Here is a 17,743-nt window from a genome sequence, read left to right on the forward strand (position 1 = left end):
CGGAAGTGCCGTCGATTCTAACTTAATGATTTTTATGTAATTAATTTTATCGCAAATTTTGAGATTTGAAGCTGGTCACTTTATTAACTTGATTTAATTCACGGTAAAAAATAAGCCCATATAGTTTATCTAACTTTCGAAGCGCTCCACTTTGCTTCTGACTCAATTTGAAATTTATGGGTGAATACGATGTTGAAGAGAAACTTACTATCTGTAGCGGTACTGGCTGGTTTGACGGGTTGTGCTGTAACGCAAGCACCTGAGCAACAGGTTGTTAATGCACTGGCTGATAACCTTGATGTGCAATATGAAATTCTAACCAATCACGGTGCGAATGAAGGCATGGCCTGTCAGGATCTAGGTGCTGAGTGGGCATCATGTAATAAAGTGAACATGACCCTAACCAATGACGGTGAAGCGATTGATTCGAAAGATTGGACTATCTACTTCCACAGTATTCGCCTTATTTTAGATGTTGATAACGAACAGTTTAAAATCACTCGTGTAACGGGGGACCTACACAAACTAGAGCCTACAGATAAGTTCGATGGTTTTGCCGCTGGTGAAGAAGTGATTCTTCCACTAACAAGTGAGTACTGGCAACTGTTTGAAACTGACTTCATGCCGGGTGCATTCGTAACTGCGCCAAACGCAGAACCTAAGATGATTGCTTCATTGAATACTGAAGATGTCGCGTCGTTCGTAACAGGTTTGGAAGGAAACAACCTTAAACGTACACCTGATGACAACAATGTCATGGCAACCGCGGTTACTCGCTTTGAAAAGAATGCTGATCTAGTAACGCAAGACGTTTCAACAACGCTTTTACCAACCCCAATGTCGGTAGAAGCGGGCGAAGGTTCAGTGAGCATTGCTGGTGGTATTGCATTACCGAAAGAGGCATTTGATGCTGAGCAGTTCGCTGCAATTGAAGAACGTGCAGATGTGGTAAACGTAGATGTGAGTGGCGACCTACCTGTTAGTGTTGCCGTTGTTCCTACTCAGTTTACGGGTGATTTAGCAAAATCTGGCGCTTATGAACTAAGCATCTCGGAAGAGGGGATTGCGATTAAAGCGTTTGATAAAACAGGTGCTTTCTACGCAGTTCAGTCTATTTTTGGCCTAATAGACAGTCAGAACGCTGAATCACTACCACAACTGTCGATCAAAGATGCACCACGCTTTGATTACCGTGGTGTGATGGTGGATGTTGCTCGAAACTTCCACTCAAAAGATGCCATCCTAGCAACGCTAGACCAAATGGCTGCATACAAGATGAATAAACTGCACCTTCACTTAACTGATGATGAAGGTTGGCGTTTAGAAATCCCAGGTTTACCAGAGCTAACGGATGTAGGGTCTAATCGTTGTTTTGATTTGGAAGAGCAAAGCTGTTTACTGCCTCAGCTAGGCTCAGGTCCAACAACAGACAACTTTGGCTCTGGTTTCTTTAGTAAAGCGGATTACGTCGAGATCTTAAGCTACGCAAAAGCGCGCAGCATCGAAGTAATTCCAGAAATTGATATGCCAGCACACGCTCGTTCTGCTGTGGTATCAATGGAAGCGCGTTACACTCGCCTAATGGCGGAAGGCAAAGAAGCTGAAGCAAGTGAATATCGCTTGATGGATCCACAAGATACTTCAAACGTGACAACTATTCAGTTCTACGATAAGCACAGCTTCATCAACCCATGTATGGAATCATCGACTCGCTTTGTTGATAAAGTGATTACTGAAATTGCAGCAATGCACAATGAAGCGGGTATGCCGCTAACGACTTGGCACTTTGGTGGTGATGAAGCGAAAAACATCAAGCTAGGCGCAGGCTTTCAAGATGTTGATGCTCAAGACAAAGTGGCATGGAAAGGTAACATTGAGCTAGACAAGCAAGACAAACCATTCCAACAGTCTCCACAATGTCAGTCTTTGATTGCTGATGGTTCGGTGAGTGATTTTGGTCACCTGCCTGGCTACTTTGCAAAAGAAGTATCAAAAATTGTTGCAGACAAAGGCATTCCTCACTTCCAAGCTTGGCAAGATGGCTTGAAGTATGTGGAAGAGGGGGAATCTGGCTTCGCTACTGAAACGACTCGCGTTAACTTCTGGGACGTTCTTTACTGGGGCGGCACTTCATCAGTGTACGATTGGTCAGCGAAAGGTTATGACGTGATTGTCTCTAACCCAGATTACGTATACATGGATATGCCATACGAAGTAGACGCAGCAGAGCGCGGTTACTACTGGGCAACGCGTGCAACGGATACTCGTAAGATGTTTGGCTTCGCACCAGAAAACATGCCACAAAACGCGGAAACCTCATTAGACCGTGACGGCAATGGCTTCACTGGTAAAGGTGAGATTGAAGCAAAACCTTTCTACGGTTTGTCTGCACAGCTTTGGTCTGAAACAGTACGTACCGACGAACAGTATGAATACATGGTGTTCCCTCGCGTACTTGCGGCAGCAGAGCGTGCATGGCACAGAGCGGATTGGGAAAACGACTACAAAGTGGGCGTTGAATACTCTCAAGATACCGGCCTAGTAAATAAGCAGTCTTTAAACAGCGACTTTAATCGATTCGCGAATATTGTTGGTCAACGTGAACTGGCTAAGCTTGAGAAAGCGGGCATTGATTACCGACTGCCAGTACCGGGCGCTCAGGTTGTGGATGGTAAGCTAGCGATGAACGTACAATTCCCAGGCGTAGAGCTGCAATACTCTGCTGATGGCGAAAACTGGTTAACGTACGATGAGCAACAACGTCCTTCGGTTTCAGGCGAAACTTACATCCGCTCTATCTCTGAAAGTGGCGAGAAAGTAAGTCGAGTAACCTCAATTAAATAATCGATAAGCAACATTAATAGAAGAGCTCCCTCGTTATTATCTTACTCAAGGTAAAAGTGGGAGCTCTTTTTGTTTAAGGCGAGTTAAGTCTTTCTCTTAAACAGAAACATATAGAAACCGTCTTTGTTTATATCGTCAACAATGCACATAAGGTGAGTTTCGTCGCAAAAGTGACGGGCTTCTCATTATTCTCTTCAAAAAATAAGTCCCCTATAAAAAACTCTAAACCAAATGTGATTGAACTAACTGAATCTAATTTTGCGTCGTAAAATAATGTGATCTTGATCTGTATGTTTTTTCTTCTTGAGTTTTTTATCAATTTTTATATTTTTAAGTGTCTGATTTTAATGTATTAAATAACTTGTTCTTTTTTGACAGTGAGAGAGATCACTCTGCTTGTTCTTTTATTTTGAAACGCAAATTAATTCGAGCAACATAGATTTCATGCCAGGGAGGCTACCAACTACTCAAGCGGTGAAGGTGAATGATGTACCGAAGATATGCCGCTGAAAAAATCAAACTAAGGCAGTTTACTATGAAAAAAATTATCGCTCTAAGTGCTCTTTCTCTTGCTTTCGCTTCTAGTGCTTTCGCTGGTTCTTCTTACGTAACAGGTAACATCCAAATTCACGATGACGGCCGTATCCACGGTTCTGATATGACTTCTACGTTAGAAGCTGGTCACACGTTTGACAACTCTCTAGGTGGCTTCACGGTTTACTCTGAGTTTGATGGCATCCAACTGGGTGAGCTTGAAGGCCTGACTTCCGCTGAAACTGGTGGTGCACCAACAACAGGTAACAATACTCCGGGCATCACTGTCGGTGGTGAGCAATCTTTCAACATTACTGACAAATTATGGGTTGCTGCTGGTTACCAACACCTATTCTCTGCGGGTGAGAGCATTCAGTTCCGTCCACTAGTTAAGATTGGTTACAACTTCGATAACGGTATCTCTATCAGTAACCGTACTCGTGCACACATCGATGATACTTCGGCTAATGCTGACACAGACTACCGCATGGATAACCGCATTGCTTACACAGTGAATGCTGACCTAGCACTTAGCTACAACAACGTTTACATGATTGACGCTGAAGCAATGGACCACGAGTTACGTGCAACATGGACTCGTCAAGGCGTTCAACCTTACTTTGAGTTCCGTAGCCAAGCTAACGGCGTAGACTTCGCAAACGGCGATTCTAAGCAGAACAACGCATTCGTATTCGGTGCTTCTTACGGCTTCTAAGCTGATTCACTTGGCGTTTAGTCGATTAGATTATTAGCCGAGTGAGCATCTTTGCTAAATAACTTTTTTGTTGAATAACTTCTTAGCTAATTAGCGAGGGGAACATAGCGGTACTAACAGCCCGGTTGATACCGCGACAAGATTTGCTTTACTGTCCAAAAGCAAAGAGCCTAGCAAGTAAACCACAGTCTTGGGTTTGCTTAATGCTAGGCTCTATTTTTATTGCTGTTCGCAGGTCTATTTACGCTCTATTTCCCGTTGTAATGACGGTATTCAAACACCTGACCTTTCTCGTTAAACGCATAAACAGAATACTCGTCTTTCTTATCGCCATACTCCATGCCCGGCGAGCCCATTGGCATGCCTGGAACCGCCAAGCCAATCGCATTGCGTGGTGGGTTTTCTAAAAAGGCTTTCACGTCCTCTGCTGGAATGTGCCCTTCAAATACGTAACCGTCGATCTCTGCCGTATGGCAAGAAGCTAGCTCTGGCGTTACTCCTAACTTCTGCTTGATAGGATTCATGTCATCATGGAGTTTCTCTGTGACATCGAAACCTGCGTCTTGCATGTGTTCTGTCCATTCTGTGCAGCAGCCACAGTATGGAGACTTATGGTTCAGAACATCAGTAGCGAGAGCTTGTCCTGAAATTGCAGCGAGTGCAGTAAGAGTCATAACTTTACGAATCATGGTTAACCTCATGAATATGGTTTTTGTTGATATTAGAATGAGTGGGTTTGAACAGTCTTAATCTGTTGGCATTGCTGACTACGGTGATTGATGACATCGCCATCGCAGCGCCTGCAACGACAGGGCTAAGTAAAAATCCAAAGAATGGGTAGAGCACACCAGCCGCAATTGGAATACCAAGTGAATTATAGATAAAGGCACCAAACAGGTTTTGCTTCATGTTTCTCACGGTCGCTTGGGAAAGCTCAATCGCGTTACTGACCGATAATGGCGACGAGTTGAGCAGCGTCATTTGCGCACTTTCAATCGCCACATCGCTGCCGCTACCCATTGCTATGCCTATATCTGCTTGAGCAAGTGCAGGCGCGTCGTTAATACCGTCTCCGACCATGGCAACACTCTTATATTGCTGTTGCAGCTGAACAATGTGTTGAGCTTTCTGCTCTGGTAGTACTTCCGAGATAACCTCATCAATACCGACGCTTTTGCCAATCGCTTGAGCTACAGAATCGTTGTCGCCTGTTAATAACACAGTGTGAATTCCGGCGGATTTTAGTTGAGCAATGGCTTGTTTGCTATCTATTTTTAATGCGTCTGAAATGCCAAATATGCCTTCCAGTTTTTGATCGATTACAACGAAGATGGGTGTCCATGCTTGTGTTCGACAAAGCTCGATAAAGTCCGCGCCAATGTCTGTATTGATGTTGAGTTGGGTGAGGTACTTAAGTGAGCCGACTTGAACGTGCTTGCCGTTAATTATTGCTTGTACGCCACGCCCACGTTGGTTTTCGAACTCGCTATGGGGTAGTGCTGAAACTTGTAAGTTCTCTGCATATTGGCAAACGGCTTTCGCTAATGGGTGTTCTGACCCTATCTCTACCGAATAGGCGTAAGCCAGCAGTTCTTGCTCTGATAAATCGCCATAAAAGGCCTGCTGAACGGTTGGTTTACCTTGGGTTAGGGTGCCTGTTTTATCAAACACGACAGCATCAATTTTGCTTGCAGATTGCAACACATCTGCATCCTTGATCAGAACACCAAACTCAGCGGCTTTGCCAACGCCAACAGTAATAGAGAGCGGTGTCGCTAAGCCCAATGCGCATGGGCAGGCGATGATTAGCACTGTTGTTGATACCACTAGCATATAACTGGCACTCGGTTGTGGGCCAACAAAAAACCAAACTAAGGCAGCAGTTGCTGCGATCGCGACCACAACAGGGACGAAAACGGCAGAGATAGAGTCAGCGAGCTTAGCAATCGCAGGCTTGCTGCTTTGTGCTTGGCGAACCATCTGAATGATTCGAGCCAACATGGTGCTTGAGCCAATTCCCGTGGCTTCAATGATCAGGCTGCCATCACCATTAATGGTACCGGCTGAAACGCCATCATTAATCGATTTAACGTTAGGAAGCGGTTCGCCAGTCAGCATCGACTCATCGATATAAGATTCGCCAGATACGACGACACCATCGACAGGGACTTTTTCTCCCGGTTTCACTCGTACTTGCATACTGACTTGAATAGCTTCGACGGCGATGGTTTGTTCTTTACCATCGACGATAACCACCGCTTTTTGAGGCTGTAAATTAATCAGTGCCTGCAAAGATTTGGTGGTGCGTGCCTTGGCTTTGGCTTCAATGTAGTGACCCAAAGAAATAAGGCCAACAATCATGGCGCTCGCTTCAAAATAGACATGGCGCGATGGTTCTGGGAACCATGATGGAATTAGCACAACCAGCATTGAGTAGAACCACGCGGCGCCAGTGCCTAAAGCAACTAACGTATCCATTGTTGCGCGCTTGTGCATCAGTGATTGCCAAGCGTTAGTGAAGAAGCTGCGTCCTGAAGTGGCTAGCAGTACCAAACAGACGAAACCGACCAATCCCCAAGCCAGTTGGTCGTTAAATGTAGCAATAGTCATGCTGCCACCGAACAGACCCCACGCCATCAGTGGAGCACCGATAAGCAGCGCGCTTACTGAATTCTTTAGGAAAGCTTTTTGGGTACGAAGTTGTTGCTCTTGCTGTTTTTGTTGTTGAGTTGCCGCGTCATCAACGAACTCCGCACCATAACCTGCGGTTTTTACCGATTCTATGAGAGCGCTTTCGATGACGTCTCGTGTTTTAGACGTGAAGACCAAGGCTGTCTGTTCTGCGAGATTGATCTGAGCTTGGTCGACGAACTCATTCTTTTTCAGTGCTTTCTCTACCGAAGAAACACAACTCGCACACGTCATTCCCTCAAGAACAAGGTGATAAGTATATTGGCTAGCAGCAGGTTTATCTTGGGTCGGTTCCACTGGCGCTGTTTTTTTATCGTCTTCTGAATCTGAATCTGAATCTGAATTAGATAAAGGCTCATTAACCTCAGAGTAGGAAGCCGCGTGATAACCTACGCTTTCGATCAACTCAATAAGCTCGGATTCTGAAAGCAGAGTAACCAATGACAATTCATGTTTGCTGATTTCTAGCTCTGAGATTTGCTCGGTTTGTTCAAGTGCTTGAGTCAGCTTGCTCACGCACTTACCGCAGCTAAGACCGGATAACGAAAGGTGCAGCTTATTGCCCATGCTATAACCAAGCGTCGCCAACTGTTCACTGAGTAGAACGTAATTAATTGGAGTCGAAATATCGATGTATGTCGGCGATATATCATTGATCGTCGTATTGTCGAGTTCGCCAAACAGTGTGCGAACTTTCTTCGCACAACCCATGCAATTTAGGCCGTTGAGCGCGGTTGTGTAATGGTTCATATCGATACTCCAATTCTCATCTACGCCTAACATAAACCTTCCCGTAAGGGTAAGGTCAAACATAAATTCAAGAATTTGATCTTAGTGGCATATGAATGGGTGGGGTACGTTGATGAAATAAGCGGGAGTTAAAGAAAAGCGTGGCTATAATTTATTGGCTCAGGCTATAGATTTGCTACATCGAAGCTGAATTTGGCCTTTCTACAGTGGCTTTCGCACAAGATCCGCGCATTAATCATTCACTACTGATTGTAGATTTAAGCGGTGGTGATAAAATAGCGCCCAAAATTTAGTGATATTTGGCTATTACAGACTTTGTATTAGACCCCACTAAAAGAATCACCTACATAATCAAGGTATTTAAATGACGGTTAAAACTCGTTTTGCTCCTAGCCCAACTGGCTATCTTCACGTTGGTGGTGCACGTACTGCACTTTACTCTTGGCTATTCGCTAAGAACCAAGGTGGTGAATTCGTTCTACGTATCGAAGACACGGACCTTGAGCGTAACTCTCAAGAAGCGGTTGATGCAATTCTAGAAGGCATGCAATGGATGGGTATGGAATGGGATGAAGGTCCTTACTACCAATCTAAGCGTTTTGACCGTTACAACGAAATGGTTGATAAGCTACTTGCTGAAGACAAAGCATTCAAATGCTACGCGTCTAAAGAGCTGCTTGACGAAATTCGTACAGAGCAAGAAGAAAACAAAGAAATGGCTCGTTACGATGCGAACCACCCTAAAATTGTTGCAGCAAACGAAGCAGCGAAAGAAGGTGATGCGTGCGTTATCCGTTTCCGTAACCCTAAAGAAGGCAGCGTAGTATTTGATGACCAAATTCGTGGTCGCATTGAAATTTCTAACAGCCAACTTGATGACCTAATCATTCGTCGTACAGACGGTGCTCCAACTTACAACTTCGTAGTTGTAGTGGATGACTGGGATATGGGTATTACACACGTTGTTCGTGGTGAAGACCACATCAACAACACACCTCGTCAAATCAACATCTACGAAGCACTAGGCGCGCCAGTTCCAACTTTCGCTCACTGTGCAATGATTCTTGGTGATGACGGTGCGAAACTTTCTAAGCGTCACGGTGCTGTTTCTGTAATGCAATACCGCGACGAAGGTTACCTACCAAATGCACTGAACAACTACCTAGTTCGTTTAGGTTGGTCTCACGGTGACCAAGAGATCTTCTCTCAAGAAGAGATGATTGAGTTCTTCAGCCTTAAAGCCATCAGCAAGTCTGCATCTGCATTCAACACTGAAAAGCTACTTTGGTTGAACAACCACTACATCAAGACTTCTGAGCCTGAGTACGTTGCAAAATACCTGCAATGGCACCTAGACGCACAGAAGATCGATACAACAAACGGCCCAGCGATCACTGAAGTGATCAAGCTAGTTGGCGAGCGTTGTAACACGCTTATCGAACTTGCTGAGCAGTCTCGTTACTTCTACGAAGACTTCTCTGAGTTTGAAGCTGGCGCAGCTAAGAAGCACCTACGTGGTGTTGCTAAAGGCCCACTAGAACTTGCTCTTGCTAAGGTTGAAGCGCTTGAAGATTTCACTACTGCAAACATCAAAGATGGTGTGATTGCAGCGGTATGTGAAGAGCTAGAGATCGGTATGGGTAAAATCGGTATGCCACTTCGCGTAGCAGTAACTGGCGGTGGTCAGTCTCCTTCTGTTGATGCTGTGATGGAGCTTGTTGGTAAAGAGCGCGTAATCGCTCGCATCAAGATGGCTCTTGAGTTCATCGCTGAGCGTGAAGCTAACGCTTAATTGAGCGATTGCTAGAATCAAAAAAGGGTCAGTAACTTGGTTACTGACCCTTTTTATTTGTCTCGAGCTTTAGTCTCTGAACGATTTCGTTAGAGCTTGTCGTCGGCAATCATTTGAGTTGCTTGCGCGGCTGTTTTCTTATCGAACAAGATATCCATCATCGCTTTGATGCGTTCCATATCGTCACCAAACTTAGAAAAGTTTCCGCTGTTTGGCGCTTTGAATTCGACATTGCCTACGCGCTGTTGATCCTGATAAGCAGAGATCTTTGCGTCAGCCACAAAGGTTCTGAAATCCCAACTCCAACGAGAGATATAATCCAGCGTGATGTCCTCTGGATTATGTTCTGAGCCGTCGGCAACGACTTTACATTTGACCTGATTATTCAGACACCAGTCGAGCATGGAGTCGAGGAAAACCGCACGAGTTTTCTCGTCTTCAACAATCGTTACTTGTTCGATTGTATTTGCTTCTGGTAGTGCGTTTCCTGAATATTTCGGAGCACTACAACCTGCGAGTAAAACGACAACAGCAGCAACTAACCAGTTTTTCATTATCTATCCTAGATTTTTTTGAAGATGATTGAGGTGTTGATTCCACCAAAAGCGAAGTTGTTGCTCATCAGATATTCAACGTCCAATTCGCGACCAGAGCCTGTGATGTAATCGAGCTTGCCGCATTGTTCGTCGATATTCTCAAGATTCAATGTTGGGCTGAACCAACCTGAATGCATCATCTCTAGGCTTAACCAAGCTTCAATCGCACCACACGCGCCAAGCGTATGACCAAAGTAGCTTTTCAATGAGCTGATTGGCACTTCACCAAAAATGTTCGCGGTCGCATTACTTTCCGCAATATCGCCTTTTTCAGTCGCGGTACCGTGCGCAGAAACATAGCCAATTTTTTCAGCCGGAAGTTGAGCATCTTTTAGCGCTTTTTCCATACAAATTTGCATGGTTTCCATCTGAGGTTGGGTCACATGAGCGGCATCGCAGTTGCTGGCAAAGCCAATGATCTCAGCGTAGATCTTCACGCCACGAGCAACGGCATGTTCATACTCTTCAAGAACAAGCGTACCGGCGCCTTCACCGATAACAAGGCCATCGCGCTCACTGTCGTAAGGGCTAGGAGATTTTTTTGGTGTGTCGTTTTTTAAACTGGTAGCAAAAAGGGTATCGAAAACGGCAGACTCAGTTGGGCATAGCTCTTCACCGCCACCGGCAACCATCACGGTTTGGTAGCCGTGTTTGATCGCTTCATAGGCGTAACCAATGGCTTGGCTTCCTGAAGTACAGGCACTGCTGGTGGGGATCACGCGGCCGCGTAGGCCAAAGAACAGTCCCACGTTTACCGCAGCGGTGTGTGGCATCATTTGCACGTAAGTTGTTGCGGTGATCGCACGTGTCGACTTCTCGTTGAGCATTACGCCAAACGCGCCAACCGCATCTGTACTGCCGGTGGAAGAGCCGTAAGCAATGCCTGTTTCGCCGTTTGTCAAAACGTCGTGGCCGATCAGCCCAGCTTGCTTTAATGCGTTTTCTGTCGCAACAGTGGCTAGGCGAGACACACGTCCCATGCCACGTACTTGCTTACGCTTATAGTGTTTTGGTAATTGGAAATCATCAATAGGTGCAGCAAGCTTAGTGTTGAGGCCATCATATTGCTCAAAGCTTGGCATATATTGAGTGGCATTTTCACAGGCTTTTAGTTTTGGTTCGATGTGCTGCCAATCATTACCAAAGGCAGTAACACCAGACATGCCAGTTACAACAACGCGGCGGGTCATACTAAGCCTCCATTGACTGAAATCACTTGGCGAGTAACGTAGCCTGCAATATCAGACATTAGATAACTCACAAGGCCTGCTACTTCTTCTGGCTCACCCATACGTCGCAATGGCACTTGAGGGAGAGCATGCTCTTTCACGTGCTCATCAACCATGCCTGTATCGATTAAACCCGGAGCCACACAGTTTACTGTGATCTTGCGTTTTGCGAGTTCTAGAGCAAGTGACTTAGTCGCGCCAATTACGCCCGCTTTTGCTGCTGCATAGTTGGTTTGACCGCGGTTACCCATGATGCCGGATACCGACGCCAGAGTAACGATTCGACCGCCTTTGCGTTTTTGAACCATTGGCATCACGCACGGGTGAAGTACGTTGTAGAAGCTGTCGAGGTTGGTATGGATAACACCATCCCACTCTTCTTCAGTCATAGCTGGGAATGCCGTGTCACGAGTAATACCGGCATTGTTCACCACACCATAGTAAGCGCCGTACTCGGCAATATCTGACTCAAGCTTTTCGCGACACTCGCTGCGATTGCTGATATCAAATTGGATGAGACGTCCTGCGCCACCCAGTTCAGTGACCGACTTCAATGTGTCTTCAGCACCTTGCTTGTCACCCATGTAGTGAACGGCGATTTCAAATCCGTCTTTCGCGAGTTGAATAGCGATCGCTTTACCAATGCCTTTGCTGGCACCTGTGACTAAAACCTGACGGGTCATGATGGGCTCCTAGTTTTCATTTCTTGTAATTTTTGTTCGGTCGGCACGTAGACGTTGAGTTGGCATTGAGCCACTAACTCACCTTGGTCTTCGACTCGGGCGGTAAACACGGCCATGCCACTGTCTTCCATCAGTTGCTCGGCGTAGATATCAAGGGTCTGACCTTGAGTGAACTCATCACACAGTGACTTGTAGCGACGAGAACCGAGTAAGAAGCCGATTGGAGGAGTCGTGCCGTTTTTCAGCGCATGGTATCCAGACCATGCCGCTACAGACTGAGCCATAAACTCAATACCGACATACGCTGGTACGGTTTGAGATTCGGCATTAAAGAACAGGTTATGAGCACCAATATCGACCTGACAGTGAATCGACAACGCCTCTACGTTGATAGCACGATCGATTAATATCATCGGATCATCGTGTGGGAGAAGTTGGTCTACAGAAGGGATATCAGTCATTTACTACACCAAAAATCAGGCTAATGTTGTTGCCACCAAAAGCGAAAGAATTGCTTAAGATGTTCTTTACTTTAAGTTTCTGGGAACAGTTTACCAAATCAATCTCAATATCTTCAGCTTTATCCTGACATTTTTGTAAGGGAAGCGGTAAGTCATGTTTTAAAATATGCCATGCTATTGCAGCCTCTATTGCACTTGCGGCTCCAAGAGTATGCCCGGTGAGAGGCTTGGTGGAACTGACGGGAACCTTGTTTGCAAAAATACGATGAATGGCTTTGCTTTCCATTGAATCATTGAGTGGAGTTGCGGTGCCATGAGCATTGATATAACCGATGTCTTCAGCTTGTAATTGAGCGGAATCTAACGCCTTTTGCATAGCTTGCTCCGCACCATTTCCCTCAGGGTGAGGCGCTGAAATATGGTGTGCGTCAGAGCTATCGCCACAGCCTAACAAGGCAATGTTCGACGTGTTTGGGGTTGTATTAACACTGACCAGTTTTGCCTTGCTGAGCAACATAAATGCTGCTGCTTCTCCGATGTTGATACCATCTCGTGTTGCACTAAACGGCTTACAATGTGTGGTTGAAAGTGCTTCAAGACCATGAAAACCATTGAGCGTCAGCTCACATAAGGTGTCGACACCTCCAACCAACACAGCATCAGCCATGCCTGAATCTAACAAACGTTGAGCGGTCAGAAATACGCGGCCACTGGACGAGCAAGCGGTCGATATCGCATAGCTTGGTCCTGTTAATGCACAATGTTGGCTAACAAATTCAGAGGCATTGCCTAGTTCTTGTTTTGAATAATGGTAATGCTCAGGAAATTCACCATGTGCCAGTTTATGTTTGAATGCTGCTTCGCCGTCCGAGATACCTGAGGTGCTGGTGCCAATAACTACGGCAATCCTGTCTGCGCCAAATTGTGATTTTGCTTGCTCAATAGAGTCTTTGATTTGATTAAGAGCGGATAACGCCAGCTGATTGTTGCGAGTGGCGTATTGCGTTAGATCAGATGGGATCGCTGGCAGCTCGCCAGCCACCTTACCGACGATAGTGTGCTCACCATCATTCAGCATATCGCTTACTTCAACCATGTTTGATTCACGCGCACCTTTGAGGCAGCCATGAATGTCAGCGATACTTGAGCCTAACGCGGAGTGGAAGCCACAATCTTGGATATAAATAGGCATAGTGTTCAGATCTTACTTGGGTTGTCGACAATCGCTGAGTTCAACGTTTGTATGGTGATGGTGTAGCCCTGGGTCAAATGTTTGAAAACAATATTGCCCGTGGTTTTGTGTGTTCCGGGCTCTGCTTGGTAATCAATTTCAATGATTGCCTGTTGGTTTTCATCAAACACGGTGCGGCTGTTGTCTGTATCGACCAAATGCCAACCGATGCCTTGCAGAGGCTGAGCCCATGCTTCAATTGGCCATAGAGTCAGCATTAAATTAAATAACACCTGCTCAGGTTGCGGCAGGGTTGCGCCAAGACCGGACAGAACTTGAGTCTCAATGGCTTGGTTTTGGTATTGCAGCGATAAGATGCGCGTTCCCCAAGAGGAAAAACCCGCTAACACGACTTTATTTGGTGTGACTTCGACTTGAACAGGCAGTTGCTGTGTATCGTCTTGCCATGTTGCGCTGATCAGTTGGCTCGCCGTAAATGAGTATCCCAGTTCAGCAGGCAGCGGCAAGGCTAGCTCGGTGTCTTTATCGATTGCGACACTTGCGCCTGTAGGCTGTTGAGATACCATCGAACAAGCGCTGAGTAATAAGCCCAATCCAACGGCGAGCGCTATCTTGATTGTTTTGTTCATCTAAAAGCCTCTCGAGAGTTTGATTTTTCCGCTGGTTGTTGGTTGTTGATTGCAAGTGGCGAAAGCAGCCACGCGACGAAAATGCCAGTTAGGACGGTAACACCGAAACTATGAATGGCATGAGTTTGACTCAGTGACAATAAGCCAAATGAGAGTAGCGTCGTGAGGCCTGACAAAGTAATCGCTAATAAGGTGCTTAGTGATTTCTTCTGCTCAGCAAAGAACAGGGTATAGTCGATACCAATCCCTAAAATCAGAATCAGTCCAAGCAAATTAAACAGGTTCAATGTTGAGCCTAAAATACCCGTGATCGCTAAACCAGCGACTCCGGCAATTAACGATGGCAACAGCATTAACAGGCTTTGCTTTACACCGTAGCGCCAACCTAACACCATCCCAATAGCGGCCAAAGCAATCAATAATAGCTCGGTGATCTTGACTCTGTATTCCGCAAAGAGAGCGGAGATTTCATCGGCTTTATTAAGGTATTTAACACCTTGTTGCTGAGCAAAGCTTGAATCGAGCCATTGAGAGAACTGTTCTGAATCTGTGACGTCTTTGATCAAAATGACCGACGCGGCTTGCCCATCGATCGGTTTTAACCAAAGTGGTCGAACAGGCTCTGACACTGGTGATTCTAAAAATCCAGATACCGTGATTTCCTCGAACTTAGGTAGCTCTGGAAAGCTAGGCCAACCAAGAGTGTTCTGCAAGATATGGCTTTGCTGGCTATAAAGTTGTTCAACCAATTGATAGTTATCATGCTGTTGTTGTTTGCTTAACAATTGTTGATTGATGCTGCGATATCCGGAGATACCTTGGCTATCGACCAAAGAATCTAAGCTCGTGGTGATCTCTGCCAGTTTTTTTAGCAGTTTTTGGTCGCTGTTGGCAGTCACCAAAAGCATATTTTGACCGCTGCCTAATCCTGATATCTCAGTAATGGCTTGTTCTTGCTGTTTGAGTTGTTCAGGCATCGCTTGAAGTTGACGAATATCGTCGTCGTAGCGAATTTGGCTGAGTGATATCAAACTAACGACAGTCACTATTAATGGTAAGCCAATTCTAAATTTTTGGTTGCTCCAGAGGCTTAACCAAGTATGCCAAAGCTTCGATAAGGGAAGAGGGCGTTCTTGGCTTGGTTTTGCCGCTAAAACCGGATACCAACACACCACACTGGCGTAAGCTGCGATCAGTCCAATCGACGAAAAAAGAGCAAGTTGCTGTAACCCCGGGAAAGGTGCCACCAACAGACCTAGGTAGCCAATCAAGCTAGTGATCAGACCCAAGGTGATCGCAACGATAATATGTTTCAACCCTTTGTCGCTTTGCCATTGATTACCAGCCGCCAAACGATCGGTTAGGTAATGGAAAGAGTAGTCGATGGATACGCCAATTAAGCTGGCACCGAACACCAAACTAAATAGGTGAACCTTGCCGAAGATAGCGACGGTGCTTGCAAGGGCAACCAACAACCCAGTACTGATTGAAAGCAAAGACAAGGCAAGTGGGAGGGCGCTACGAAATGTCAGCCACACCAATAAAATCACACCTGCTAATGAGCCCAAACCAATGGTACTGATTTCTGATTTCGCACTTTCGGTACCGTAATTGGCGTAGAACACCACACCGGTATGCTGCACTTTGACACCAAACTGCGTTTCGATCTGGCGCTCAATTGAATCAAGATCTGGAAGCTGCTCTTGAATCGCTAAACTATAAGGCGAACCTGCCAGAGTCGCTGTCACCAAAATATGAGTTTGCTCATTAGACTGGGCTGTGAGGTAGCCTTCTTTCAGAACAAAGTTACTTGATTGAACGCCAACAGCGCTGATGTAGTCGCGAAATAATAAAAATGGGTCGAGAGATAGCTCTGCGGCAGTGACGCCTGAGAACGGATTGTACAGAGACTGAATGACATATTGAGCTCGCGAATCCGGCGAGTGTGTCAGCGTCTCTTTTTGTTGTTGGGTCAGCAGTTGAGCTCGGTGACGAAAATAGAAGTCGCTCCACTGGCTTTGAGTACTGGCGTTGATTTTTCCTTGAACTTGCTTAAACAGAGTTGGCTGGCTTGAGAAAGCTCTTTGGTTAAGTTTTTTTTCAAAAGCGTCAGTCGCTGTCATGGCTTGTTCGACGTCGGAGGCACTTATGATAAACACCACTTGCTCGCTCATCGAGCTGGATATCTGCTGAAAGGCTTGCTCTACCATGGGATCTTGCTGGTTTTCTGGCAGCAATTTCATGATGTTGCTTTCAATGGGTACCGACGAAGAAAAAGCGAATTGTTTGATCAACAATCCGCTAAATAGCATTACGACAACAAGCCAAGCAAGGGCTAGGCTAGAATTGGAATTGTTGCGCTTCAGCATCTGATAATACTTCCGGTAGATGGCTTAACTGGCTAAATTCGATCACTGTGCTGTCCCCACGAACTTCTCTAAGTTCGATACGTTCAATGTCACCTTGTCCTTGCAGTGTGATGGCTTCAAACACCGCGTTCATTGGCGCATTCTTTGGCTTTAGAGTGAGTGTCCATCGTGTGTCTTCTGAACTTGAGTTTGCACTTTCATCAGAATTTTTCGCAGTCGCTGGTTCAAATGACAGTGAGAATTGCTCTTGAAGTTTTTGGGTGTCTCCGTGAAACACTGACAAGAAGATATGACTGAAATAAAACGCCATCGGGTTTTCTTTGTCGGTGATGATTTTAGCGGGTTGATCGGCAAACCTTTGGCTCAGTTTGTTATCCGTGAGCACCAGACTTACAGGAAATGGTGTTACTTGCGTCCAAAGCAAGCCACTCGACTTATCTAATAAAAACGTGCCTTGTGACGTCAGAGGTTGGGCGAACATTTCCATGTTACGTGTTTGAGTGAACTCACCACGAACGATACTATTTTCGCTTAACACGGTTTGTAGCTCTGAAATAGAACCGACAGCAATCGTGTTCTCGCTAGCGCCAGCAAAGTGACTCGCCATCATTGAAGCAAGCCCTAATAGTGCGATGCTGATTTGCTTACGCCCGTGTTTAAACAGACTCATGTTTCACCTGCTGCTGTGTGTTAGATGCTTGATATGGGTCTGATTGTTGGTCGCTTGATTGCTGCTCAGCTGATTGGGGTAAGCAGCCAAATTGATGCCAGTGCTCGACTTTATCGGTAAACACCTTAGGCGAAGCAAAACACATCTCTTGCTCTTCAATGGTTACTGCAACCTGCATGGTGTGGGCGCGTGTCATACGAGCACCTGTGTTGGCATCGTGAATTTCGTAGTCAACACGCAAGCGGTTTTCCCACTCAGTTAACTTAGCGGATACCTTGATCTGATGATTAAACGGTATCGCTTTGATGTATTTTACGCGCGTGTCGATGATCGGCCACATGTAGCCAGAACCCTTCATCTCATGGTAGTTGTACTCAATCTTATCCATCATGATGCGTCTTACTTCTTCAAAAAATCGGAAGTAGTTGCCGTGATAGATCACGCCCATCGGATCGGCATCTTGGAACGAGGTGATAAGTGTCACCTCAGATTGTAATGGATGAAGGATTTCAGACATAAATCGCTCTCAACAATATTGCGTAAAGGGTTGGCTACTTTATGAGTTTAGCTACTTTATGAAGTTAGCTA

14 protein-coding genes are annotated in these 17,743 nt (G+C 45.7%); 3 read left to right on the forward strand and 11 right to left on the reverse strand.

All coding sequences use genetic code 11. The features are described from left to right. Positions 1-189: 189 nt before the first annotated feature. Together QWZ07_RS09415 and QWZ07_RS09420 are read left to right on the forward strand one after the other, a co-directional pair. Positions 190-2,844: a beta-N-acetylhexosaminidase gene (locus QWZ07_RS09415; RefSeq protein WP_192853179.1), complete on the forward strand. Its 2,655-nt coding sequence runs from the start codon at positions 190-192 to the stop codon at positions 2,842-2,844. A gap of 535 nt (positions 2,845-3,379) precedes the next feature. Beyond that, a complete protein-coding gene (locus tag QWZ07_RS09420) occupies positions 3,380-4,093 on the forward strand; it encodes an oligogalacturonate-specific porin KdgM family protein (protein ID WP_102340684.1) in 714 nt (237 codons plus the stop codon). Positions 4,094-4,341: 248 nt separating this feature from the next. Here the strand turns inward: QWZ07_RS09420 and QWZ07_RS09425 are convergent, their stop codons facing one another. Both QWZ07_RS09425 and QWZ07_RS09430 read right to left on the reverse strand, forming a co-directional pair. Next, positions 4,342-4,782 carry a DUF411 domain-containing protein gene (locus tag QWZ07_RS09425; RefSeq protein ID WP_041472752.1) on the reverse strand — a complete coding sequence of 147 codons (441 nt, stop codon included), beginning with the start codon at positions 4,780-4,782 and terminating at the stop codon, positions 4,342-4,344. Continuing rightward, positions 4,772-7,567 (reverse strand): heavy metal translocating P-type ATPase, encoded by a 2,796-nt coding sequence (locus QWZ07_RS09430; RefSeq protein WP_192853180.1) that lies wholly within the window; start codon positions 7,565-7,567, stop codon positions 4,772-4,774. Before QWZ07_RS09430 ends, QWZ07_RS09425 begins: the two co-directional genes overlap by 11 nt. 331 nt (positions 7,568-7,898) lie before the next feature. Here QWZ07_RS09430 and gltX point away from each other — a divergent pair, with 331 nt between their 5' ends. Continuing rightward, positions 7,899-9,326 carry a glutamate--tRNA ligase gene (gltX, locus tag QWZ07_RS09435; protein ID WP_099166231.1) on the forward strand — a complete coding sequence of 476 codons (1,428 nt, stop codon included), beginning with the start codon at positions 7,899-7,901 and terminating at the stop codon, positions 9,324-9,326. A gap of 89 nt (positions 9,327-9,415) precedes the next feature. Here gltX and QWZ07_RS09440 read toward each other — a convergent pair whose 3' ends face one another. Genes QWZ07_RS09440 through QWZ07_RS09480 form a run of 9 tightly spaced genes read right to left on the reverse strand, consistent with a single transcriptional unit; the run spans position 9,416 to position 17,672 of the window. After that, a complete protein-coding gene (locus QWZ07_RS09440; protein WP_065675623.1) occupies positions 9,416-9,880 on the reverse strand; it encodes an Sbal_3080 family lipoprotein in 465 nt (154 codons plus the stop codon). 8 nt (positions 9,881-9,888) lie between these two features. Beyond that, on the reverse strand, positions 9,889-11,112 hold the full coding sequence (locus QWZ07_RS09445) for a beta-ketoacyl-ACP synthase (protein ID WP_192853181.1): 1,224 nt from the start codon (positions 11,110-11,112) through the stop codon (positions 9,889-9,891). After that, positions 11,109-11,834: a 3-ketoacyl-ACP reductase FabG2 gene (locus QWZ07_RS09450; RefSeq protein WP_192853182.1), complete on the reverse strand. Its 726-nt coding sequence runs from the start codon at positions 11,832-11,834 to the stop codon at positions 11,109-11,111. The genes QWZ07_RS09445 and QWZ07_RS09450 overlap by 4 nt, the downstream gene beginning before the upstream one ends. After that, positions 11,831-12,295, reverse strand: coding sequence for a hotdog family protein (locus QWZ07_RS09455; RefSeq protein WP_017106323.1), 465 nt, complete (start codon positions 12,293-12,295; stop codon positions 11,831-11,833). Before QWZ07_RS09455 ends, QWZ07_RS09450 begins: the two co-directional genes overlap by 4 nt. Further along, on the reverse strand, positions 12,288-13,487 hold the full coding sequence (locus tag QWZ07_RS09460; protein WP_192853183.1) for a beta-ketoacyl-[acyl-carrier-protein] synthase family protein: 1,200 nt from the start codon (positions 13,485-13,487) through the stop codon (positions 12,288-12,290). The genes QWZ07_RS09455 and QWZ07_RS09460 overlap by 8 nt, the downstream gene beginning before the upstream one ends. 5 nt (positions 13,488-13,492) lie before the next feature. Further along, the gene (locus QWZ07_RS09465; RefSeq protein ID WP_192853184.1) at positions 13,493-14,116 is read right to left on the reverse strand and encodes a DUF3261 domain-containing protein; all 624 of its coding nucleotides are present in this window, start codon (positions 14,114-14,116) and stop codon (positions 13,493-13,495) included. Next, positions 14,113-16,485 (reverse strand): MMPL family transporter, encoded by a 2,373-nt coding sequence (locus tag QWZ07_RS09470; RefSeq protein WP_192853185.1) that lies wholly within the window; start codon positions 16,483-16,485, stop codon positions 14,113-14,115. Before QWZ07_RS09470 ends, QWZ07_RS09465 begins: the two co-directional genes overlap by 4 nt. Beyond that, positions 16,457-17,155: a LolA family protein gene (locus QWZ07_RS09475; RefSeq protein WP_192853186.1), complete on the reverse strand. Its 699-nt coding sequence runs from the start codon at positions 17,153-17,155 to the stop codon at positions 16,457-16,459. The genes QWZ07_RS09470 and QWZ07_RS09475 overlap by 29 nt, the downstream gene beginning before the upstream one ends. After that, a complete protein-coding gene (locus tag QWZ07_RS09480) occupies positions 17,142-17,672 on the reverse strand; it encodes an acyl-CoA thioesterase (RefSeq protein WP_192853187.1) in 531 nt (176 codons plus the stop codon). The genes QWZ07_RS09475 and QWZ07_RS09480 overlap by 14 nt, the downstream gene beginning before the upstream one ends. Positions 17,673-17,743 lie beyond the last annotated feature (71 nt).

Source organism: Vibrio lentus, assembly GCF_030409755.1.
In the GTDB taxonomy this organism is placed as follows: Bacteria; Pseudomonadota; Gammaproteobacteria; order Enterobacterales; family Vibrionaceae; genus Vibrio; species Vibrio lentus.

What these genes read in the sequence shown, in the direction of transcription:
- QWZ07_RS09415 (WP_192853179.1), top strand. Translation starts at nt 190, where the DNA reads ATGTTGAAGAGAAACTTACTATCTGTAGCGGTACTGGCTGGTTTGACG.
- QWZ07_RS09420 (WP_102340684.1), top strand. Translation starts at nt 3,380, where the DNA reads ATGAAAAAAATTATCGCTCTAAGTGCTCTTTCTCTTGCTTTCGCTTCT.
- QWZ07_RS09425 (WP_041472752.1), bottom strand. Translation starts at nt 4,782, where the DNA reads ATGATTCGTAAAGTTATGACTCTTACTGCACTCGCTGCAATTTCAGGA.
- QWZ07_RS09430 (WP_192853180.1), bottom strand. Translation starts at nt 7,567, where the DNA reads ATGTTAGGCGTAGATGAGAATTGGAGTATCGATATGAACCATTACACA.
- gltX (WP_099166231.1), top strand. Translation starts at nt 7,899, where the DNA reads ATGACGGTTAAAACTCGTTTTGCTCCTAGCCCAACTGGCTATCTTCAC.
- QWZ07_RS09440 (WP_065675623.1), bottom strand. Translation starts at nt 9,880, where the DNA reads ATGAAAAACTGGTTAGTTGCTGCTGTTGTCGTTTTACTCGCAGGTTGT.
- QWZ07_RS09445 (WP_192853181.1), bottom strand. Translation starts at nt 11,112, where the DNA reads ATGACCCGCCGCGTTGTTGTAACTGGCATGTCTGGTGTTACTGCCTTT.
- QWZ07_RS09450 (WP_192853182.1), bottom strand. Translation starts at nt 11,834, where the DNA reads ATGACCCGTCAGGTTTTAGTCACAGGTGCCAGCAAAGGCATTGGTAAA.
- QWZ07_RS09455 (WP_017106323.1), bottom strand. Translation starts at nt 12,295, where the DNA reads ATGACTGATATCCCTTCTGTAGACCAACTTCTCCCACACGATGATCCG.
- QWZ07_RS09460 (WP_192853183.1), bottom strand. Translation starts at nt 13,487, where the DNA reads ATGCCTATTTATATCCAAGATTGTGGCTTCCACTCCGCGTTAGGCTCA.
- QWZ07_RS09465 (WP_192853184.1), bottom strand. Translation starts at nt 14,116, where the DNA reads ATGAACAAAACAATCAAGATAGCGCTCGCCGTTGGATTGGGCTTATTA.
- QWZ07_RS09470 (WP_192853185.1), bottom strand. Translation starts at nt 16,485, where the DNA reads ATGCTGAAGCGCAACAATTCCAATTCTAGCCTAGCCCTTGCTTGGCTT.
- QWZ07_RS09475 (WP_192853186.1), bottom strand. Translation starts at nt 17,155, where the DNA reads ATGAGTCTGTTTAAACACGGGCGTAAGCAAATCAGCATCGCACTATTA.
- QWZ07_RS09480 (WP_192853187.1), bottom strand. Translation starts at nt 17,672, where the DNA reads ATGTCTGAAATCCTTCATCCATTACAATCTGAGGTGACACTTATCACC.